The following is a 14,764-nucleotide window of genomic DNA, read 5'->3' as shown; positions in this document are numbered from 1 at the left end:
AGCCTCTTAAACGCTTTTAGATAACATTTTTCGATGAGTATGGATCGACATCACGATGCCAAATCCAGCCATTAACACAATCAATGCCGATCCGCCGTAGCTCACCAGCGGCAGCGGTACGCCAACCACCGGTAAGATACCACTTACCATGCCAATGTTAACGAAAACATAAACGAATAAAATCAGCATCAAACCGCCCGCCATCACGCGACCAAAGGTGGTTTGCGCGCGCGCCGCGATAATCAGTCCGCGCATGATCAGCAGCAAATAGAGTACCAGCAGTAACAACACGCCAACCAGACCCAGTTCTTCCGCTAAAACGGCAAAAATAAAGTCGGTATGGCGTTCAGGCAGGAATTCCAGCTGCGATTGGGTACCGTGCAGCCAGCCTTTGCCGCGCAGGCCACCGGAACCGATAGCAATCTTCGACTGAATGATGTGATAACCGGCGCCGAGCGGATCGCTTTCCGGGTCCAGCAGCATCATCACGCGGGCGCGCTGGTAATCATGCATCAGGAAGAACCACAAAATCGGGATAAAGGCGGCGACCAGCAATACCGCGATACCAATTAGCTTCCAGCTCATGCCGGATAAGAACAGTACAAACAGGCCGGAAGCAGCGATCAGAATCGAGGTGCCGAGATCGGGTTGTGCCGCCACCAGCAGCGTCGGCATGAAAATCAGAATCAACGCGATGCCGGTGTTTTTCAGCGTCGGCGGGCAGACATCGCGGTTAATAAAGCGCGCCACCATCAGTGGCACGGCAATCTTGGCGATCTCCGAGGGCTGAAAACGCACAAAACCAAGATCGAGCCAGCGCTGTGCGCCTTTACTGATGTGACCAAACGCGTCCACCGCTATCAGCAATATCACGCAGACAATATAGAGATAGGGCGCCCAGCTTTCATAGACGCGCGGCGGCACCTGCGCCAGCACCAGCATAACGATGATGCCCATGGCAATTTGCCCGAACTTACGCTCGGTCATGCCTGGATCCTGTCCGCTGGCGCTCCAGATGACGATGGCGCTGTAGGTCAGCAAACTGAGAATGATCAGCATAAACAGGGGGTCGATATGGATGCGCGTCCAGATCGATCTTTTCTGCGGACTATCGTTCATGGACATTGTCATTCACCTTCGTAGCCGGGCGGTGTCGGTGCGGCTTCTGGCAGCACGGTATTGTTGTCGCCTAACATAATGTGGTCGAGAATCTGGCGCATCACGGTGCCGACAGCCGGGCCTGCGCCGCCGTTTTCCAGAATCATGGTGACGGCCACGCGCGGTTTATCGTAAGGCGCATAGGCAGTCATTAATTTATGGTCACGCAGACGTTCGGCAATCTTGTGCGCGTTATAGACTTCATTTTCTTTCAGTCCGTAAACCTGCGCGGTACCGGATTTGGCAGCGATTTTGTAGGGCGCGTCGGCAAAGCTCTTGTGCGCGGTACCGTTAGCGCGGTTGGCTACGCCATACATGCCGTCTTTGGCAATTTCCCAGTAACCTGAATGAATATCGCCAATCGGCGCATCCGGAACCTGGCGATAGGGCACCATGACCTGGCCTTCACGCGTGGCGCGCAGTAAGTGCGGCACTTTGATCACACCGTCATTAATCAGGATCATCATCGCTTTGTTCATCTGAATGGGCGTCGCGGTCCAGTAACCCTGGCCGATACCCACCGGAATGGTGTCACCTTGATACCACGGCTTCTTAAAGCGCTTCAGCTTCCATTCACGCGTGGGCATGTTGCCCGCGCTCTCCTGCGGCAGATCAATGCCGGTGCGATGGCCGTAACCAAACTTGGTCATCCACTCTGACAGGCGATCGATGCCCATATCGTAGGCAACCTGATAGAAGAAGGTATCCGCCGATTCTTCCAGCGATTTAGTGACGTTCAGGCGACCGTGGCCCCATTTTTTCCAGTCACGATAGCGCTTTTCCGAGCCGGGCAGTTGCCACCAGCCGGGATCGAACAGGCTGGTATTGCGGTTGATCACGCCTGCGCTCAGCGCCGACACGGCAACGTAAGGTTTCACCGTTGACGCTGGGGGATAGGAGGCCTGCAGCGCACGGTTATACAGCGGACGATTTTCGTCGCTTAATAGCGCTTTATAATCTTTGCTCGAGATACCGTCGACAAACAGGTTCGGGTCGTAACTGGGGGTAGAAACCAGTGCAAGAATTTCGCCGGTGCGTGGATCGCTCACCACCACTGCCGCGCGGCTGCCGGTCAACAAGGTTTCGATGTACTGCTGCAGTTTGAGGTCAACCGTCAGGTAGATATCGCGTCCGGCCTGCGGAGATTGCTCGTGCAGCTGTCGAATGACGCGGCCACGGTTGTTAACTTCAACCTCTTCATAACCGGTTTTACCGTGCAGCACATCTTCGTAATAATTTTCGATGCCGAGCTTGCCGATATCATGCGTAGCCGCATAGTTCGGCCATTTGCCTTCCTGATCGAGGCGTGTAACGTCGCGATCGTTGATTTTGGAGACGTAGCCCACTACGTGCGTCAGCGTCTGGCCATACGGATAGTAGCGGCGCTGATAGCCTTTTACTTCCACGCCAGGAAAACGGTATTGATTGACGGCGAAACGCGCCACTTGCACTTCGTTTAAACCGATTTTGACCGGAATCGAGGTAAAGCGGCGCGAGCGTTTGCGCTCTTTGTCAAACGCATCGAGATCGTCGTCGGTCAGATCCAGTACCGGACGCAGATCCTGCAAGGTCTGCTTCAGGTTTTCGACCTTTTCCGGCATCAGTTCGGCCTGATAAATCGTGCGGTTTACTGCCAGCGGGACGCCGGTGCGATCGAAAATAATGCCGCGGCTCGGTGCCACCGGCACCAGCTTAATGCGGTTTTCATTTGAACGGGTGCTGTAGTCGTCAAAGCGCAGAATTTGCAGGTGGTACATGTTGACCACCAGAATGCTGGAGAGCAGCAGAATGCCAACAAAAGCCACCAATGCTCGGCGGACAAAAAGTTTCTGTTCGGCAGTGTAATCGCGAAAGGCGTTGCTCTGTAATTTCATCCGCTACATTTATTGTCTGGGGTTGTCAGGCGTTTATTCACGATGATAAGGATGATTCGTGGTGATGCTCCACGCACGATACAGGCTTTCCGCTACCAGCACACGCACCAGCGGATGTGGCAACGTGAGCGCTGACAGTGACCAGCTTTGTTCAGCAGCGGCTTTGCACGCGGGCGCCAGTCCTTCCGGACCGCCGATTAACAGGCTGACATCGCGGCCATCCAGTTTCCAGCGTTCAAGCTGCTGCGCCAGCTGTGGGGTTTCCCACGGCTGTCCGGGAATATCCAGCGTGACAATACGATTGCCTTTACCCACGGCGGCCAGCATCGCTTCACCTTCTTTTTCCAGAATGCGTTTGATGTCAGCGTTCTTGCCGCGTTTGCCGGCAGTTACTTCGATCAGTTCAAACGGCATATCTTTCGGGAAGCGGCGCAGATACTCCATGAAACCGGTCTGAACCCAGTCGGGCATTTTGGTGCCGACGGCCACAAGCTGCAGTTTCACGTCTTAGCTCCAGAGTTTTTCCAGCTCGTACAGCTGGCGGCTCTCTGCTTCCATCACGTGCACAATCACGTCACCCAGGTCAACGACCACCCAATCGGAGGCGGTTTTACTGTCTACACCCAGCGGCTTAAGGCCCGCAGTGCGCGATTCCTGCACCACATGATCGGCGATAGAAGCGACGTGACGTGTTGAAGTGCCGGTGCAAATGATCATGCAATCGGTGATGCTGGATTTGCCCTGAACATCGATAGCAATAATGTTCTGGCCTTTGAGATCATCAATCTTATCAATAACGAACTCTTGGAGTGCTTTACCTTGCAAAAGGTTCCCCTTAAAAACAGGTGATTACGGACGGGCTAACGATGCGAGAAAGGTAGCCGAAAATGAAGCGGCGCAGTATAGCATGCTGCCTTTAGCTGCGATATAAGCCAACGCTATCGATGTAGCCGATCACTGCATCTGGCAGTAAATCCGCGCAGGAGATGCCTGCGTGGCGGCGCTGACGGATTTCGGTGGCGGAAATGTCGAACAGCGGCGTATCCGCCAGCCAGATGTGTCCCGCCGGTGCGTGATGGAGTTGCTGCACCTCATCGGCGAGATGCTCATCAAGCCACTGCTGCATCTCTTTCGTCTCCATCTGCGCGGCGTAACCTGGACGCTTACACACCAGCAAATGGCACAGCGACAATAGATCCTGCCAGCGATGCCATTTGGCTAAAGTTAGCAGAGAATCCTGACCAATGATAAACCCGAGGGGCTGTTTTGGGCCGCGTTCCGCACGCAGTGCTTCCAGCGTGGCAACTGTCCAGGACGGCGTTGCACGCGCCAGTTCGCGCGTATCAATATCAAACAGCGGGCGATCGGCAATAGCACAGCGCAGCATCTCAACGCGCTGTTGTGCACAGGCTTCCGGCTGCGGGCGATGCGGCGGCACGTTGTTCGGCAGCAGCGTGACCTTTTTTAATCCCACTTGCTGTGCCAGCGCTTCTACCGGGCGCAAATGGCCGTAGTGAATCGGATCGAAGGTGCCGCCAAACAGAGCGTAGAGTTTAGACATCAGTAAAGCTCAATGGGAAATCGCGGTGACACAGTAGTAGCGACAGTGTTTCCAGCTGCGGCCACAGGTTTTGTCCGTAATCCTGCTTCATGCTGAGTTCCAGCTCTGCCAGCAAATGCACCGCGCGCTGTAAACGCTGTGCATCAAGGCGCTGCAAGGCTTCAGTAAACAGCGCGCGACGGTTTTGCCAGATACGTTGCTGATCCATCAGCGTGCGCAGCGCTTGTTTCGCCTGATTCCGCTGCAGGTGCAGCAGCGTGAGTAAATCGCGTTGCAGCGTGCGCAGTAGAATCACCGCTTCGCTGTCCTCTTTTTCCAGCTGATGCAGGATGTGCAGGGCGCGTTTACTTTTCCCTGCCAGCAATGCATCCACCCAATGGAACGGGGTAAAGTGCGCAGCATCGTTGACGGCGGCTTCCACGCGCGGCAGCGTTAATTTGCCATCCGGCCACAGCAGCGATAAGCGTTCCAGCGCCTGCGACAGCGCCAGCAGATTCCCTTCGTAGCAGTAGCAAAGCAGCTGGATCGCCGCATCATCTACGCTGAGTTTCATCGTTTTGGCGCGACTCGCCACCCAGCGCGGCAGCTGTGCCTGTTCAGGCGTCTGGCACGGAACCATTACCGCCTGCGTACTCAGCGCTTTGAACCAGGCGCTGTTCTCCTGCGCTTTGGTCAGTTTCGCCAGGCGCAGCACCAGCAAAATATCGCTGTGCAGCAGCGTGGAGAGTTTCACTAACTGCTCGGCGATAGCGGCATTGGGGCCGTTTTCGGGCAGTTGCAGCGTCAGGGTTTGGCGTTGGGTAAACAGGCTGAGCGATTGGCAGCTAACGAAGATCGCATCCCAATCGGTTTGCGCATCAATGGTGACGCTGAAGTGCTCTTCAAATCCCTGTGCGCTGGCGGTAGCACGGATTGCATCTGCGCTTTCCTGAATCAGCAGAGGTTCATTACCGGTAAGAAAATAACAGGCGCGCAGCCCCTCTCGAAGCTGCGCGCTCAGTTGTTCAGGATAAATCCTGATCATTGCAGACTGGTAGCTGACGAAGAGGACACTTCCGGTGAGTTCTGTCCCGGTGCAATCGTCTCAGGCTGCGGCAAAGTATCTTTGTTGCTTTCCTGCGCGGCATGCACGGTCAGCAGTTTACGTACTAACTGCTCGGACGCGCGCTGACGCATCTCCTGCACGATCATATCTTGCTCGGCATCCTTCGCCAGTGCGGCGTTCGGGTTGTCGAAGAAAGAACGATACACGGTGGTGCTGATCGGGTAGATACCTTTACCCGGCAGCAGAACCTGTGCGGTGACCGTCATCACCAGCGAGTATTCCGCGGTGGTACCGCTGATAAACACCGATGCGGTATCGCGTCCCTGGCCTTCAGCACCCAGACGCAGCGTTGGGTATTTGGCGCTGGCCGCTTTGCTGTCTTCAATGATGGTGACATTGTTGATGCGCAGCTGCTGGCGCACGGCACGTGCCAGTGGGCCATAGGGATCGCCGCTCTGGACGATAAGGGTTTTCATCTCACTCGGCACCGAGGTGGTGCCGCGCGGGTGGAAACCACAGCCTGCGGTAATCACTACCGCAAACAGGACAAACAGCCTGATAATCAGTTGTCGCACAGTTCCTCCTGAACTTAACCTACGACCAGGTTAAGCAGTTTGCCAGGGACATAAATCACTTTACGAATGGTGACGCCATCCAGATATTTCGCCACCAAATGCTCCTGCGCAGCACGCGCCTGCACCTGCTCCTGCGTGGCATCCGGCGCAACGGTAATCTTGCCGCGCACTTTGCCATTCACCTGCACCACCACCAGCAGCGAATCTTCCACCATGGCCGCTTCATCGGCTACCGGCCAGCTGGCTTCGTCGATGCTGCCTTCGCCGCCCAGCGCTTGCCACAATACATAGCTGGCGTGCGGGGTGAATGGATAGAGAAGACGCGTCACTGCGACCAGCGCTTCCTGCAGCAGCGCGCGATCTTGCTCGCTCTCCTGCGGGGCACGGATCAGTTTGTTCATCAGCTCCATAATGGCAGCGATGGCGGTGTTGAACGTCTGACGACGACCCACATCATCGGCCACTTTGGCGATGGTTTTGTGCAGATCGCGACGCAACGCTTTCTGGTCGTCATTCAGGTTATTGACGTCCAGCGCCACGGTCGCGCCTTTCGCAATGTGCTCGTAAGCCAGTTTCCATACGCGCTTCAGGAAGCGGTTAGCACCTTCAACGCCCGATTCCTGCCACTCCAGCGTCATCTCTGCTGGCGAAGCAAACATCATGAACAGACGAACGGTATCTGCACCGTAACGCTCAACCATCAGCTGGGGATCGATGCCGTTGTTTTTCGACTTCGACATTTTGCTCATGCCGGCGTAAACCACTTCACGACCTTCGTTGTCAGTGGCTTTGATAATGCGGCCTTTCTCGTCGCGTTCTACGGTCACGTCAACCGGAGAAACCCAGTTACGCTCGCCGTTCACGCCGAGGTAGTAGAACGCATCAGCCAGCACCATGCCCTGACACAGCAGGCGTTTAGCCGGCTCATCAGAGTTTACCAGGCCAGCATCACGCAGCAGCTTGTGATAGAAGCGGAAATACATCAGGTGCATGATGGCGTGTTCGATACCGCCAACATACTGATCGACCGGCAACCAGTAGTTCGCCGCCGCCGGATCCAGCATGCCTTCATGATAGTTGGCGCAGGTATAACGCGCGTAGTACCAGGATGACTCCATAAAGGTGTCAAAGGTGTCGGTTTCACGCAGCGCAGGCTGGCCATTAACGGTGGTTTTGGCCCACTCAGGATCGGCTTTGATTGGGCTGGTGATACCATCCATTACCACGTCTTCTGGCAGGATGACCGGCAACTGATCTTCTGGCGTTGGCATCACGGTGCCATCTTCCAGCGTCACCATTGGAATTGGCGCGCCCCAGTAACGTTGACGGGAAACGCCCCAGTCGCGCAGACGGTAATTGACTTTACGCACGCCCACGCCTTTGGCAGCCAGCGCATCGGCGATGGCGTTAAAGCCCGCCTGATGATCCAGACCGTTGTATTCACCCGAGTTGAACAGCGCGCCTTTTTCGGTCATCGCGGCAGCACTCAGGTCCGGTTCAGAACCGTCGAGATTCAGGATCACCGGCTTAATGTTCAGGTTGTACTTGGTAGCGAACTCCCAGTCACGCTGATCGTGGCCTGGAACAGCCATTACCGCGCCGGTGCCGTATTCCATCAGCACGAAGTTAGCGACCCACACCGGAATTTCTTCACCGGTCAGCGGATGGATAGCGAACAGGCCGGTGGCCACGCCTTTCTTCTCCATCGTTGCCATGTCGGCTTCGGCGACTTTGGTGGTACGGCATTCGTCGATAAATTCAGCCAGCGCAGGATTAGTGGCAGCTGCTTGCTGCGCCAGTGGGTGACCTGCGGCAACCGCCACATAGGTTGCACCCATAAAGGTGTCTGGACGGGTGGTGTAAACGGTCAGCTTCTCAGCGCTGTTGGCAACGTCAAAGGTGATTTCCACGCCTTCAGAGCGGCCAATCCAGTTGCGCTGCATGGTTTTGACCTGCTCCGGCCAATCTTCCAGCTTATCGAGATCGTTGAGCAGCTCTTCCGCATAGGCGGTGATTTTGACGAACCACTGTGGGATCTCTTTGCGCTCAACTTTGGTATCACAGCGCCAGCAGCAGCCGTCGATAACCTGTTCGTTGGCCAGCACGGTCTGATCGTTCGGGCACCAGTTCACCGCCGAGGTCTTTTTATAGACCATGTCTTTTTCATACAGCTTAGTGAAGAACCACTGTTCCCAGCGATAGTATTCTGGCTGGCAGGTCGCCAGTTCGCGGCTCCAGTCATAGCCAAAGCCCAGTAATTTCAACTGGTTCTTCATGTAAGCGATGTTGTCGTACGTCCACGGCGCCGGCGCGGTGTTGTTTTTCACCGCAGCACCTTCGGCTGGCAGACCAAACGCATCCCAGCCAATTGGCTGCAGAACGTTTTTGCCGAGCATACGCTGGTAACGCGCAATCACATCGCCAATGGTGTAATTACGCACATGCCCCATGTGCAGGCGGCCAGAAGGATAGGGCAGCATCGAAAGGCAATAATATTTCTCTTTGCCTTCCTGCTCGGTCACTTTAAAGGTTTCGTTTTCGTCCCAGTGTTGTTGGACGCGGGATTCTATCTCTTCCGGGCGGTATTGCTCTTGCATGGCTGCCTGTGGTCCTTTGTGAAAATCGCTAAGCATACTTTTAGATCCGCATAGCATACCCATAAGGCTGCGCATCAACAACTTTTCACGCCCTCGCCGGCCGGATTTCTGCCGAATGCGCCGCCGCTTTCACCCTTTTGTGATTTCTTAGGTTGCTGCCGATGCAATTGTGACAAAACCGCTAAACTTAACAGCAGTATCCGCAGCGGAAAGGAGAATAAAATGAATAACGTGGCGCAGGAATACCGTGCAACGATTGAAGCATTATCCCAACGATTGGATCATGGCGAGCGCGATGTTGATGCGTTGGTGGCCGAGGCGCGGCAAAGTTTGCTGGCGAAAAAAACGTTGTCACCCGCCGAGGTCAATGAAGTGATGCGCGCCGTGCGGCGCGATTTACACGAGTTTGCGCTGAGCTATCAGGAGTCTTCTGATGTGGTCGGCGATTCAGTGTTTTTGCGCGTGATTCGTGAAAGCCTGTGGAAAGAGCTGGCGGATATCACCGATAAAAGTCAGCTCGAGTGGCGTGAAGTGTTTCAGGATTTGCGCCATCACGGCGTCTACCAGAGCGGTGAAGTGGTGGGGCTGGGGAATTTAGTCTGTGAGAAGTGCGGCTTCACACGGGCGATTTATACGCCAGAGAGCTTAACGCGCTGCCCGGAGTGCGGGCACGATCAGTTCCAGCGCCAGCCGTTTGAACCCTGATTTTATGAATGTATAACCCCCGCGCGATGAATCGCGCCGCTACGGGTACGAGCACTTATCGTAGCGGCGCGATTTATTGCGCTAATCAGTGCAGGATCTTCGCCAAGAAGTCTTTCGCACGATCGGATTGTGGATTGTTAAAGAAGTCATCCTTATTGGTGTCTTCGATAATTTTCCCTTCATCCATAAAGATCACGCGGTTAGCGACTTTGCGCGCAAAGCCCATTTCATGCGTTACCACCATCATGGTCATGCCTTCATTCGCCAGCTCAACCATCACGTCCAACACTTCGTTGATCATTTCAGGATCAAGCGCTGACGTCGGCTCATCAAACAGCATCGCCACCGGATCCATGCACAACGCACGCGCGATTGCCACGCGCTGCTGCTGGCCGCCGGAAAGCTGGCCGGGAAACTTATCCGCGTGCGCAGAGAGCCCAACACGTTTTAGCAAGCCCTGCGCTTTCTCACGTGAGGCCGCTTTATCACGCTTCAGCACTTTGACCTGCGCCAGCGTCAGGTTCTCGATGATGCTGAGATGAGGGAACAGCTCGAAATGCTGGAACACCATGCCCACTTTGCTACGCAATTGAGCGAGGTTGGTTTTTTTGTTGTTCACTTCGGTGCCGGTCACCTGAATGCTGCCCTTTTGAATCGGCTCCAGGCCGTTCACGGTTTTAATCAGCGTTGATTTACCTGAGCCAGACGGACCGCAGACCACTACCACTTCACCTTTTTTCACTTCGGTGGAGCAGTCGGTCAGCACCTGAAAGTGCCCATACCACTTTGAAACATTTTTCAGGCTAATCATTTAAACCGTCCTCTTTCTTTTCAGATAGGTAACCAACAGCGAAGCGCTCAGGCTGATCACAAAGTAGACCAGACCAGCAAACAAAATCATTTCAACCTGGGTTCCGTCACGCTCACCTATGGTCGAAGCGGTGCGGAAGAAATCGGCCAGGCTCAGTACATACACCAGCGAGGTATCCTGGAACAGCACGATGCCCTGCGTCAGCAGCAGCGGCACCATGGCGCGGAACGCCTGCGGCAATACGATCAGTTTCATCGATTGCCAGTGCGTCATGCCGAGCGCCAGCGCGGCATTGGACTGCCCGCGTGAGATGCTCTGAATACCGGCGCGGATGATTTCCGAGTAGTACGCGGCCTCAAAGAGCGCAAATGCCACCATGGCAGAAATCAGGCGGATATCTGATTTAGGCGATAAGCCCAGCACCTGTTGCAGGAAGGCGGGCACCACCAAATAGAACCACAGCAGCACCATCACCAAGGGTACGGAGCGGAACAGGTTGACGTACAGCTTGGCAAACCAGCGTATCGGCGCAATCGGCGACAAGCGCATCACCGCCAAAATCGTGCCCCAGATAATGCCAAACACCACGGCAATCGCGGTGATCTTGAAGGTAATGATCAACCCGTTCCACAAGTAAGGCAGGCTGGGAACAATTGAACTCCAGTCAAACTCGTACATTATTTGCCTCCCATATTGCCAGGCAGGCGAATTTTGCGTTCTACCACACTCATAATCAGCATGATGACCAGGTTAATGCCGACGTACGCCAGAGTGATGGCGGTAAAGGATTCATAGGCATGCGCGGAGTAATCCAGCAGCTTGCCGGCCTGCGCCGCCATATCCACCAGTCCGATGGTTGAGGCGATCGCCGAGTTCTTCACCAGATTAAGCATTTCCGACGTCATCGGCGGCACAATCACGCGATAGGCATTCGGCAGCAGCACATAGCGATAGGTTTGCGGCAGCGTCAGGCCCATCGCCAGGCCGGCATTTTTCTGACCGCGTGGCAGCGACTGAATCGCCGCGCGTACCTGTTCACAGACGCGCGCTGCGGTGAACAAACCAAGGCAAATCGTCGAGGAGACGAAGAACTGAATATTGGGATCCAATTCTGACTTAAACCACATGCCCAGCTTTTCGCCCACCAGTTCTGGCGCAACCAGATACCAGAAGAAGAACTGCACAATAAGTGGGATATTACGGAATAGCTCCACGTAGCAGGTGCCAATTGCCGCCAACAGGCGGTTGGGCACGGTACGCAGAATGCCAAATAAGGAACCTACCAGGAAGGCGATAATCCAGGCGCAGCAGGACACCGCAATGGTGACCTGAAAACCGGACCACAGCCAGCCGAGGTAAGTCGTATTGCCGAACGGGGCCTGTTCAAGAAAAATGCCCCAGTTCCAATCGATACCCATAACGAGCTCCGGTAAAAAAAGGGTAGCGAGGCTACCCATAAGATTGTTGAGCGGTGTCTTGCATCCTGCTTCAGGGGAACGGCCTGTTACAGTCTGTCTGTCCGCACCGCATGTTCAGCAATCGAGAGGGCAGCGGGGCTGCCCTTGTTGTCGTTGTTAATTCAGAGTGCTTTGTCGTTCGGTGCTTTGAACAGGGCCTGCATATCGCTTGAGAGTTCGAAGTTCAGGTTCAGATTCTTCGGTGGAATCGGTTTTTTGAACCAGGTTTCAAACCATTTTGAGGCTTCGCCAGAGGTTTGCGCTTTAGCAATGGTTTCATCCATCAGCTGTTTGAACTGTGGATCCTGATTACGCAGCATGCAGCCGTAAGCTTCTTTCGACTGCGGTGTACCCACGATGTCCCAGTTGTCTGGCTTCTTGGCTTTGGCACGTTCACCTGCCAGCAGCGCGTCATCCATCATGAAGGCCACAGCACGACCGGTTTCCAGCGTACGGAAAGAATCGCCATGATCTTTCGCGCTGATGATACGCATATCCATTTTTTGCTCGTCGTTCAGTTTGTGCAGCAGAACTTCTGAAGTGGTACCGGAGGTCACGACAACGGTTTTACCCTTCAGATCAGGGAAATCTTTGATGTCGCCGCCTTTTTTCACCAGCAGACGCGTACCGATGATGAACACGGTGTCAGAGAATGCCGCTTGCTTCTGACGCTCCAGGTTGTTGGTGGTAGAACCGCACTCAAAATCGTAAGTTCCGTTCTGCAACAGAGGAATACGGTTCTGCGAAGTAATCGGCAGCATTTTGATCTGCAAATCAGGCTTATTCAGTTTGGCTTTAATAGCCGCGATGATGGCGTTTGAATAATCCTGTGAATAGCCAACCACTTTTTGCTGGTTGTCATAGTAAGAAAAGGGAACTGATGATTCACGATGCCCAACGACGATCACGCCGCTATCATTGATTTTTTTCAGGGTACCGGTGAGATCTTCCGCCTGGGCCGCTCCCGCTGCTGCTCCCAACAGCAAAAGAGATAATGCCACTTTGCGTATCTGCATGTTCCAACTCCTTCGTATGGATGTCGCGCAGAACATAAACTGCGCAGATTGTGATGTTGTGTGTATTTCGTGCTGCTTTTTTTGTTATCCCATAGCGCAACTGCACGCAGGATAGTGATTAACATAGCGAATTGTTAACGCAATGAAACAAAAAAGTTTCTTTTTTGCGAGCCGCTCCGCACCAATAAAAGGCAAAAATTCCCCGATGCGCTAATAGAGTGCGCATCATTGCCATAAATTAGTGCGTAAAGGTTGCACTACGCTGACAAAAGCCGATGTTTGCGAAAATCACTGAAATAAATAGCAATGATCGTGCCAGCACGATGAAGAAGTGTAAAAAGCCAGCAGAGAATCGGGGAAAGCACCACGGAAGGAAGAGAAAACAGCGCATAAAAAAGGCGAAGTATTCACTTCGCCTTTTTGCATAGCTGCCTGAACTAGTGGCGACGGCGCAGAATGGCCACCACAATGCTAATCAACGTCACTAGCCACACTGGCCAGATGCCCGCTTTCGCATACGGCGTTTCACCCTTGGTTGGCGTGACTTTGGCTTCCAGCACATTGCGTGTGAACTGCGGCAACGCTTTCTCCACCTCACCATTGGCATTTACTACTGCGGTAACACCGTTATTGGTAGAGCGCAGTAACGGACGTCCCAGCTCCAGCGCACGCATGCGCGCCATCTGGAAATGCTGCCACGGTCCGATGGAGTGACCGAACCAGGCATCGTTGGAGACGGTCAGCAGGAAGTTGGTATCGGGACGGAAGTTGGCGCGCACTTGTTCGCCCAGCACGATCTCATAGCAGATAGCGCTGGTCAGGTGATAACCCGCTACTTTCAGCTGCGGCTGGACATAGGCGCCACGGCTGAAGGAGGACATCGGCAAATCGAAGAACGGCGCCAGCGGACGCAGCAACGCTTCCAGCGGCACAAACTCACCAAATGGCACCAGATGATTCTTCTGATAGCGGTTCTGGCTTTGATAGCTGTAAGGCAGCTCACCACCCAGCACAATTACCGAGTTATAGTCGTGATAGCGATTATCGCCTTCCACGCGAGAATCCACGATACCGGTAATCAGTGAGCTGCCGCGCGCGCGCAGGTCAGCATCCAGCGCCCGCAGGAACGGCTGCTGGTTGCTTTCCAGATCGGTAATCGCTGATTCGGGCCAGATAATGATCGGTGCTTTGCCGATAAACGGCTGGCTATAGGAGGTGTAAACGCGCAGCGTGTTCAGCAGTTGCTGCGGATCCCACTTCATCGACTGCGGAATATTGCCTTGCACCATCGCAACATCAACGCTGCGTTCCGGCAGCGGCTGATACCACTGCATCATGCGCAGCGGCCACGGCAGTAACAGCAGGAGCGCGGCGGCTATCAAGCTTTTCACGGTACGATGATGCAGCGCGTGCACCAGCAGGCCCGCGATCACCATTAACAGGAAGGTAATGGTTTCCACACCGGCCAGCGGCGCGAGGCCTTTTAGCGGACCGTCAATCTGGCTGTAGCCAAACTGCAGCCACGGAAAGCCGGTGAGCACCCAACCGCGCAGGAACTCGCTAATCTGCCACAGCGCGGGTGCCGCTAAAGCCAAACGCCAGATTGTGGCGCGCGGCCAGAAACGGTTGAGCAGGATGGCAAACAGCATCGGATAAAGCGACAGATAAGCCGCCAGCAGAATCACCAGTAAGATGTTTACCGGGCCGGGCATGCCGCCAAAGGTGGCGATGCTGACGTAAACCCAATTGATGCCGCTGCCAAACAGTCCAAAGCCCCAAGCGAAGCCGATTGCCGCAGCCTGCGCAGTGCGACGTTCCAGCAGCAACAGTTGCAGACCAAACAGCGAAATTATCGCCGCAGGCCAGAAATCGTAGGGGGAAAAGGAAAGGGTGCCAATGGCACCCGTAACTAACGCCAGCAGCAGGCGAACCCGCTGCTGCGAGTAAAGAGAGGCTAAAGCCATA

General features: G+C 54.6%; 14 protein-coding genes. 1 reads left to right on the top strand and 13 read right to left on the bottom strand.

Annotated elements, in window-relative coordinates:
* Positions 1–6 precede the first annotated feature (6 nt).
* From mrdB to leuS, 8 genes are all read right to left on the bottom strand, one after another.
* On the bottom strand, positions 7–1,119 hold the full coding sequence (gene mrdB / locus KVT28_RS06470; RefSeq protein ID WP_101763316.1) for a peptidoglycan glycosyltransferase MrdB: 1,113 nt from the start codon (positions 1,117–1,119) through the stop codon (positions 7–9).
* Positions 1,120–1,127: 8 nt separating this feature from the next.
* On the bottom strand, positions 1,128–3,032 hold the full coding sequence (gene mrdA / locus KVT28_RS06465; RefSeq protein ID WP_217547264.1) for a peptidoglycan DD-transpeptidase MrdA: 1,905 nt from the start codon (positions 3,030–3,032) through the stop codon (positions 1,128–1,130).
* A 33-nt stretch (positions 3,033–3,065) separates the two neighbouring features.
* Complete coding sequence (rlmH, locus tag KVT28_RS06460; RefSeq protein WP_008103678.1) at positions 3,066–3,536, bottom strand: 23S rRNA (pseudouridine(1915)-N(3))-methyltransferase RlmH; 471 nt, start codon at positions 3,534–3,536, stop codon at positions 3,066–3,068.
* 3 nt (positions 3,537–3,539) lie between these two features.
* Positions 3,540–3,857, bottom strand: coding sequence for a ribosome silencing factor (gene rsfS / locus KVT28_RS06455; protein WP_210081539.1), 318 nt, complete (start codon positions 3,855–3,857; stop codon positions 3,540–3,542).
* A 91-nt stretch (positions 3,858–3,948) separates the two neighbouring features.
* A complete protein-coding gene (gene nadD, locus KVT28_RS06450) occupies positions 3,949–4,593 on the bottom strand; it encodes a nicotinate-nucleotide adenylyltransferase (RefSeq protein WP_101763250.1) in 645 nt (214 codons plus the stop codon).
* The gene (gene holA / locus KVT28_RS06445; RefSeq protein ID WP_101763249.1) at positions 4,586–5,617 is read right to left on the bottom strand and encodes a DNA polymerase III subunit delta; all 1,032 of its coding nucleotides are present in this window, start codon (positions 5,615–5,617) and stop codon (positions 4,586–4,588) included. The genes nadD and holA overlap by 8 nt, the downstream gene beginning before the upstream one ends.
* Positions 5,614–6,213 (bottom strand): LPS assembly lipoprotein LptE, encoded by a 600-nt coding sequence (gene lptE / locus KVT28_RS06440; protein WP_101763248.1) that lies wholly within the window; start codon positions 6,211–6,213, stop codon positions 5,614–5,616. Before lptE ends, holA begins: the two co-directional genes overlap by 4 nt.
* Positions 6,214–6,227: 14 nt before the next feature.
* The gene (gene leuS, locus KVT28_RS06435; protein WP_101763315.1) at positions 6,228–8,810 is read right to left on the bottom strand and encodes a leucine--tRNA ligase; all 2,583 of its coding nucleotides are present in this window, start codon (positions 8,808–8,810) and stop codon (positions 6,228–6,230) included.
* A gap of 222 nt (positions 8,811–9,032) precedes the next feature.
* Here leuS and KVT28_RS06430 point away from each other — a divergent pair, with 222 nt between their 5' ends.
* Positions 9,033–9,515, top strand: coding sequence for a zinc ribbon-containing protein (locus tag KVT28_RS06430; RefSeq protein ID WP_007890691.1), 483 nt, complete (start codon positions 9,033–9,035; stop codon positions 9,513–9,515).
* Between the two features lie 85 nt (positions 9,516–9,600).
* Here KVT28_RS06430 and KVT28_RS06425 read toward each other — a convergent pair whose 3' ends face one another.
* From KVT28_RS06425 to lnt, 5 genes are all read right to left on the bottom strand, one after another.
* The gene (locus tag KVT28_RS06425; RefSeq protein WP_008103661.1) at positions 9,601–10,326 is read right to left on the bottom strand and encodes an amino acid ABC transporter ATP-binding protein; all 726 of its coding nucleotides are present in this window, start codon (positions 10,324–10,326) and stop codon (positions 9,601–9,603) included.
* Positions 10,327–11,004, bottom strand: coding sequence for a glutamate/aspartate ABC transporter permease GltK (gene gltK, locus KVT28_RS06420; protein WP_101763247.1), 678 nt, complete (start codon positions 11,002–11,004; stop codon positions 10,327–10,329).
* Complete coding sequence (locus KVT28_RS06415; protein ID WP_061717388.1) at positions 11,004–11,744, bottom strand: amino acid ABC transporter permease; 741 nt, start codon at positions 11,742–11,744, stop codon at positions 11,004–11,006. Before KVT28_RS06415 ends, gltK begins: the two co-directional genes overlap by 1 nt.
* 161 nt (positions 11,745–11,905) lie before the next feature.
* Positions 11,906–12,799: a glutamate/aspartate ABC transporter substrate-binding protein gene (locus KVT28_RS06410; protein ID WP_101763246.1), complete on the bottom strand. Its 894-nt coding sequence runs from the start codon at positions 12,797–12,799 to the stop codon at positions 11,906–11,908.
* A gap of 437 nt (positions 12,800–13,236) precedes the next feature.
* Positions 13,237–14,763: an apolipoprotein N-acyltransferase gene (gene lnt, locus KVT28_RS06405; RefSeq protein WP_217547262.1), complete on the bottom strand. Its 1,527-nt coding sequence runs from the start codon at positions 14,761–14,763 to the stop codon at positions 13,237–13,239.
* Position 14,764: the final 1 nt, after the last annotated feature.

Source organism: Pantoea sp. GbtcB22 (assembly GCF_019091025.1).
Taxonomy (GTDB): Bacteria; Pseudomonadota; Gammaproteobacteria; order Enterobacterales; family Enterobacteriaceae; genus Pantoea; species Pantoea leporis.
The sequence above is the reverse complement of the archived record's forward strand: the minus strand, read 5'-3'. Positions and strand labels throughout refer to the sequence as shown.